The organism is Pseudoalteromonas sp. BZA4, assembly GCF_040104395.1.
Taxonomy (GTDB): Bacteria; Pseudomonadota; Gammaproteobacteria; order Enterobacterales; family Alteromonadaceae; genus Pseudoalteromonas.
On the sequence record NZ_JBECOT010000107.1, the window covers coordinates 1 to 6,385 of the forward strand.

At 41.1% G+C, this 6,385-nt stretch carries 8 protein-coding genes; 4 read left to right on the forward strand and 4 right to left on the reverse strand.

Annotated elements, in window-relative coordinates; all coding sequences use genetic code 11:
• Positions 1 to 215: type II toxin-antitoxin system RelB/DinJ family antitoxin (locus ABMY41_RS21170; RefSeq protein ID WP_349276184.1), on the reverse strand; the 215-nt coding region annotated here is incomplete at its 3' end.
• Between the two features lie 663 nt (positions 216 to 878).
• On the opposite strand from ABMY41_RS21170, the gene ABMY41_RS21175 reads away from it, so the two are divergent.
• The 3 genes from ABMY41_RS21175 to ABMY41_RS21185 are packed head-to-tail and all read left to right on the forward strand — an operon-like array spanning position 879 to position 2,669.
• Entirely contained in the window at positions 879 to 1,112 is a 234-nt protein-coding gene (locus ABMY41_RS21175) for a hypothetical protein (protein WP_074989891.1), read from the forward strand.
• The gene (locus ABMY41_RS21180; protein WP_349276186.1) at positions 1,105 to 1,998 is read left to right on the forward strand and encodes a site-specific integrase; all 894 of its coding nucleotides are present in this window, start codon (positions 1,105 to 1,107) and stop codon (positions 1,996 to 1,998) included. The genes ABMY41_RS21175 and ABMY41_RS21180 overlap by 8 nt, the downstream gene beginning before the upstream one ends.
• Entirely contained in the window at positions 1,995 to 2,669 is a 675-nt protein-coding gene (locus tag ABMY41_RS21185; protein WP_349276188.1) for a hypothetical protein, read from the forward strand. Before ABMY41_RS21180 ends, ABMY41_RS21185 begins: the two co-directional genes overlap by 4 nt.
• Before the next feature lie 450 nt (positions 2,670 to 3,119).
• Here the strand turns inward: ABMY41_RS21185 and ABMY41_RS21190 are convergent, their stop codons facing one another.
• Positions 3,120 to 3,899 (reverse strand): replication initiation protein, encoded by a 780-nt coding sequence (locus ABMY41_RS21190; protein WP_342409665.1) that lies wholly within the window; start codon positions 3,897 to 3,899, stop codon positions 3,120 to 3,122.
• A gap of 227 nt (positions 3,900 to 4,126) precedes the next feature.
• Between ABMY41_RS21190 and ABMY41_RS21195 the strand changes: the two genes are divergently transcribed.
• Entirely contained in the window at positions 4,127 to 4,546 is a 420-nt protein-coding gene (locus ABMY41_RS21195; protein WP_349276190.1) for a hypothetical protein, read from the forward strand.
• Positions 4,547 to 4,607: 61 nt separating this feature from the next.
• On the opposite strand, the gene ABMY41_RS21200 is transcribed toward ABMY41_RS21195, so the two are convergent.
• Together ABMY41_RS21200 and ABMY41_RS21205 are read right to left on the reverse strand one after the other, a co-directional pair.
• Positions 4,608 to 5,561, reverse strand: coding sequence for a replication initiation protein (locus tag ABMY41_RS21200; RefSeq protein ID WP_349276192.1), 954 nt, complete (start codon positions 5,559 to 5,561; stop codon positions 4,608 to 4,610).
• Positions 5,562 to 5,956: 395 nt separating this feature from the next.
• A complete protein-coding gene (locus tag ABMY41_RS21205; protein ID WP_193329339.1) occupies positions 5,957 to 6,241 on the reverse strand; it encodes a type II toxin-antitoxin system RelE/ParE family toxin in 285 nt (94 codons plus the stop codon).
• Positions 6,242 to 6,385: the final 144 nt, after the last annotated feature.

Genomic DNA, 6,385 nt, shown 5'->3' on the forward strand with positions numbered 1-6,385 from the left:
CCCGCTTTTGGATCAGCCAAACGAGCCTGTGCCAAAGCAATAAGCGCTTCATCTTCACTTGTTAACAGCACTGACTTGAATGGCAGTTTTTCTCTTTGTGCAACGTATTCCAGTGTTTGTCTCAATAACTCTGATGGCGTTATTCCTAATTTTTCTAACGCTGCGTAAGAACGCTCTTTCAGATCATCATTCACACGAATATTTATAGTAGCCATAACGCACCTGTACTTACATTTGTATATACACCTATTGTATTCTACTGACACAGCTTTGCAAGCTCCAAAAACGGATTAAAATCGCCTGTGGGCGATTTTAAACGTTTTTGTGAGCCAACAAGCGCAGCGCGTTAGCCCCTGCCAAAAACAGCGTGAAAATTCTAGATCTGTGCAATTCCGCCCCCGCTAGGTACAACTTCGCTTTGCTCGTATAACCTAGCGTGGGCAAGGCTTATGATAATTTAACGCATGTAATTACACGCAATGCGTATGATTTGATAATTTTAAAATCATTCTGTAATATCAGAGGCTCTTAAAAAGTCCATTGCAACTTCGATGCAATCCAGCAGCCTTAAAAGGCATTACCTAACACTGGTTAAATAGTTAGAGTTTCATGCGGTATCCCTACCACCATAACTGGTTAGTCATGAAAATGTTAAACCCATTAATCAATAAAACTGGAGTTCATTAGAAACAGAGAGACACTGCCAAACTCACTCATTATGAGGTAGACGCTTAGGCGTAAAACGAAGTTAATCAAAAGGTGAGAACGGTCAACACCTTGCTTAGTAACTAAGCAAAACAAAGGCGAAGAGGCATTAAGTTGTCGCTGAGTTACACATAAGTGTTTCCAGTAAATCTTACAGAAATGAGGTTTAAGTTTTGACAGATTTTGATCCGGTAGCTGAAGTTGAAGCATTAAAAGCCCAAACGAAAACGATTAGGAAACGTAGCTACACACAGCGCAAAAGTCGCTTAGATAAATTCCATACTGAGTTAATTGCCATGCACAAACACGGCGCAACAATCGCAGAGTTAACACGCTGGCTTAGAAAAAAGAAAGCTATCAAAGTAGCAGAGTCTACCGTAAACCGTTGGCTAAAAAATCATGGCTAGATTTGCCACTAAATCACCAGAGCAACAAGCTCACTCAGTAGAAAAAGCGCTACAAAAATCTGATGCAATAGATTCAGTCCGTACCTTATTAAATTACACAGAGCGATTAGAACAAGTAGCTAAAAACATGCCTGAATTTGGTATACAGGGTGAAATTAGAGATCTAACACCTGAAACTGCCATTCAATACCTAGAGGCAAGAGGCCAGGACATCGGGCAAAAAACGCTTGATATGGAACGCCAGGCGATTCAATCAATGCTTACTCATGTAACAGGTAAGCTTGAACAAGGTGAACGACTTCCTGTTATCAAATCAGAACACGAGCAAGCACTTTCAAGCCGTGCTTACACGGCAGAGCAAGTAAAGCTTATTGCTGAGTCGCAGACCGACAAACACGCCTTATCCACTCAACTCGCTTATGCAGCAGGATTAAGAGCTCATGAGTTACACACGCTATCACGCGCATCTGAAAAACAAGCAAGTGAAAGACCTGTATTGGATAGTAAATTTCAAGGGAGGGAAGGTGTCATTTATACCGTTACCGGTAAAGGCGGACTAACTCGCGAAGTCCTTATACCTAATAAATTAGCCGACAAACTCGAAGAACGTAGGCTTGATGTACCGCAACAAACCACTGATCGCGGTGTTCATTACGAACAGAAATACGAGATTGGTGCTGGTCAAAAGTGGTCCAATTCATATACTCAAGCCTCAAACCGTGCACTTAGTTGGTCTGAGGGGGCACATGGATTACGCCATAGCTACGCACAAGAAAGAATGAACGAGCTTCAAAACTCAGGCTTTACACGCGATATTGCACTTGAAACTGTAAGCCAGGAACTCGGTCATTTTCGCCCAGAAATTACAGAGGTTTATTTACGATGAAAACAACTTATATCGTATTTTTAGTGATTATAGCAGCAGGTTTGGGGCTTTGGTATTCAATCGATGTACTCAGCAATACAACTCTTTTAATCGAAGAAAATGGTGAGCTTTATAGAGACGGTTACACCACTGCAGAACGATTTTTTGCTCTATGGCCAGTCAGTATCATTGGCGGACTAATTTTAGCGATAGTCATAGGTGTTGTAGTCCTAATTACCTTCGATGTTAGCAAAGAATCAGAAGTGAAAGAGCTAAAAGCTAAACTTGAAAACCAAATCTCACATTATGAACAATTAAAAATTCAATGCTTATCAGATGTAAAAAGTGCAAATGAGCTAGCCAATAAAGCACTAGAAAATGCTCGCACCCAAGCTAAACTTGAAGTAGAGCAGGAACGAACAGAAATTGAAGCTGAAAAACAACTAATCTCAAAAACTAAAGTGGAGTTAAACGAGTTCTATCAAGAAATAAAAAGTAAATCTGACGAAGTTGAGAACACACGTATTGAAAATAACAAATTAATAGAGCACTACAAACGAGAAGTAAAGATCACAAAACAAAAAACGAAAAATCACGGTAACGCTCTTGAAAGAAGAAACAATTTTATAAATAGATTGAAGAACGATGCTGAATATCTAAACTCGTTCATCGAAGAAAATTACGAGACGTAAAGCAAGAACATATTTAGTCTTTGAATTTAAAACCTCGTAGCAAGTATAAACCTCCAAACAAAACAAAGAATGTCAGAGCAACAACAATTAAACACAAGATTTGAACTACGCTCATTAAGGAAACCTCGAAATAAAAAAACCCAAAGGGCTATTATCTGATATGGCTTGTTTTGGATCACTTGGATGTCTGTTTCAAGTATCTACTAACAGTAGCAGAACCAATTCCAAGATCTTCAGCTATATCACGGTTTGAATAGCTTTGGTACCAGTTTCAAATATAGATAATACCAAAAAGGCTATTATCTGATATGGCTTGTTTTCGCGATCGCTATTTAACAATTTTTGCATATTTACTGACTGTACTTGCTGAAATGCCCAAATAAAGAACATTTGAATTTATTAATAGCCCTCGTGAGGGCTATTATCTGATATGGCTTGTTTAGTGCCACATTAAATTAGGCCATTTTTCTTTTTCCTGAAGTACGTTCTGCGGCTAATACCCAGCTCTAACCAAGGTTCGTTTAAGCTCGGCCTACCACCACCTTTCGATACTTTGCCGCCTTTAGCCCCTTGTTTAGCTTGCCATTCACTAAAACCGGCTGCACTAAAGTTCTTGTGCGTCCACCGCGCTACACTCTTGGCAGTGGCTTTTATTTCACTCTGTGGCAGTGGCTCTTTGAATGTTTTTTTATTGTAACCCTCTGCCCTGGTTAAACACGCTTCAAGCCAACGTTCGTACTCTGGCCACCCCTGCCTAATCGCTTTGTAAGCCCACGTACTGAGATAATCAAACAAGTTACAGTTACGCCCCAACCCGTAGTCAGGGAGTCGCTTACGGCCACTGTAGGCGCTCAAATCAACATAATCAGCGAGCCAATCTAAATCATACAAGCACGGTTCCCATGTAGAGACTTGCCAATGTGGATTTAAGGGGTTTTTACAAATAAGGCCTGCGTAACCTATATCGGCACCGAGTTTTTCTCTCAGCGCGTTTTCCACGGCTGCTGCGTAGCGAAGTGGCGCACTGCGACCATCAGGTGCTGTTCGGATCGACACTTCAAGGCCGTAAATTAAATGTGCATGGCCGTTTTCGCGATTGGTTGCAACGATATTAGGTGCGGGTGCACCTGAGTCGTACCAATCTAATGATGCATTCGGTTTGTCCACGTCAAACACTAACCAGTATTTATGCGTCGGGCCATTCGCTTGGATATAGCGTGATTTGAACATCACTACCTCATTAGCAATAGGGTAGCATTTCAACAATAATATCGCATTATAAGGGCTCTAGGTTGCACTGTAAGATCAACCTAGAGCCCTTGCAATTCAAAGGTTAAATAAAATTTCACACGGGAAAGTTACACGCACAGCATGAACTGTATTATTGAACTTGATTTACAATAATTGACTGCTAATCTTGTGAATGGATTTCACTTTCAAAATTAAGGAACTATTTAATGAAAACTTTTTTACCCATATGTATTGCGCTATCTATATTCTTATCTCACACAGTGTCATCAGCAACTGTTGAAAATCATATAAAAAATAAAACTATAAATTGCTCATATGAGTGTACTGAAATTATTAAACTTAATGCTGGCTGGCATGTAGTAGCTAAAAACTCGAACGGAGATATAGAAAAAGTAATTCCTGTGGATGACATACCTATTAATGCTAAGAGAATAATAAACAACAATGGAATAATAAATACACTATCATCCGTTCCTGGTGTTGGAACAACATCAACCTCTTACGAAACTCCAACAAAAATAGTCGTTGTCTATATTACTACTTACAGAGATGCAGATGGTAACTTACTAGACGTCCAAGTAACAACGGTAAGAATACCAAAAGATACAACAACAATGCCCAAATAAAGAACATTTGAACTTATTAATAGCCCTCGTGAGGGCTATTATCTGATATGGCTTGTTTCGATCACTCAAATTTACTTTTCAAGTAGAGACTGACTGTACTTGCTGAAACCCCTAGATCTTGTGCTATATCACGATTTGAATAGCTTTGGGCTTTGAGTTTGATAATCGCTTTTGACAGCTCCTTTTTATCCAGCTTACTATTGGACGGTCGTCCACCACCTTTAGATACTTTACCGCCTTTTGCGCCCTGTTTGGCCTGCCACTCGCTAAAGCCGGCTGCACTAAAGTTCTTATGCGTCCATCGCGCAACGCTTTTAGCTGTGGCTTTAATTTCACTTTGCGGCAGAGGCTCTTTGAATGTTTTTTTATTGTAACCCTCAGCTCTGGTTAAACACGCTTCGAGCCAACGTTCGTACTCCGGCCACCCCTGCCTAATTGCTTTGTAAGCCCACGTACTGAGGTAATCGAATAAGTTACAGTTACGCCCTAACCCGTAGTCAGGAAGTCGCCTACGGCCACTGTAGGCGCTCAAATCGACATAATCAGCGAGCCAATCCAAATTATATAAGCACGGCTCCCATGTAGAGACTTGCCAATGTGGATTTAAAGGGTTCTTACAAATAAGGCCTGCGTAACCTATATCGGCACCAAGCTTTTCTCTCAGCGCGCTTTCTACGGCTGCTGCGTAGCGAAGTGGCGCACTGCGTCCATCAGGCGCAGTTCGGATAGAGACTTCAAGGCCATAAATCAAATGTGCATGGCCGTTTTCACGGTTTGTTGCAATGATATTGGGTGCGGGCGCACCTGAATCGTACCAATCTAACGACGCATTCGGTTTGTCTACGTCAAACACTAACCAGTATTTATGCGTCGGGCCATTCGCTTGGATGTAGCGTGATTTAATCGCGTTCTGGGCACGAGCAATCGCTAAGCCATTCGCGAACTCATCGGTATGGTACGGTTTTTTGGGTAAACGCAGCTCAAAAAGTGAGAGCTGTTGTGCGCTGTTATTCAATTCTCGCCGCGCTTATGGCGGTTTTGACTTGTGAAGTGTTTTTCATGTGGTATTATTCTTCCTGAGATTACATAGTTTCGATTTTTCGGAATTATCTCGAACCCTGATTATTCATACCCTCCCGCCAAGTTGGAAATGAATATCGGGGTTTTGTTTTATTAGGGCTTAGGTTACGCCAAAAGATTTAGCTGAGCAAGGACCCTTTAAAACTACAAAACATCTAAAAAAACGCCTTTCGATAAAAATACCGCCTGAACCGGAAAAAGTATCACGATAGCCCATACCGGTTTTTATGTTAAATAGGTTTTCTCAGTACAAACTCATCGTTTGTGCCCAACAAAGTGTATCATTTTACCCGGTTCACACTCAGGTTCAGTGCAAGTACCAAAAAATGGTTAAACTCGTTTCCCAGCGTCTTTATACGCTTCTGATTTATCTCTTTTGCCTATCGCAACAACAAGGATCGACACTTTTTCATCGTGCACTTGGTATATTAACCGGTACCCAACTTGACGTAATTTAATTTTGTAGCAGTCTGGGAGTTCTCGTAGTCGGTTAGCTTCAACCCTTGGTTGTTCCAGCACTTCAGCTAACTTCTTTTTAAACTGCTCACGCACGGTTGCGCCTAATTTACGCCACTCTTTAAGCGCACGGGGATCAAATTCTAACTCATAGGTCATCTAACGAGACCTTTACTCCCGCTTTTGGATCAGCCAAACGAGCCTGTGCCAAAGCAATAAGCGCTTCATCTTCACTTGTTAACAGCACTGACTTGAATGGCAGTTTTTCTCTTTGTGCAACGTATTCCAGTGTTTGTCTCAATA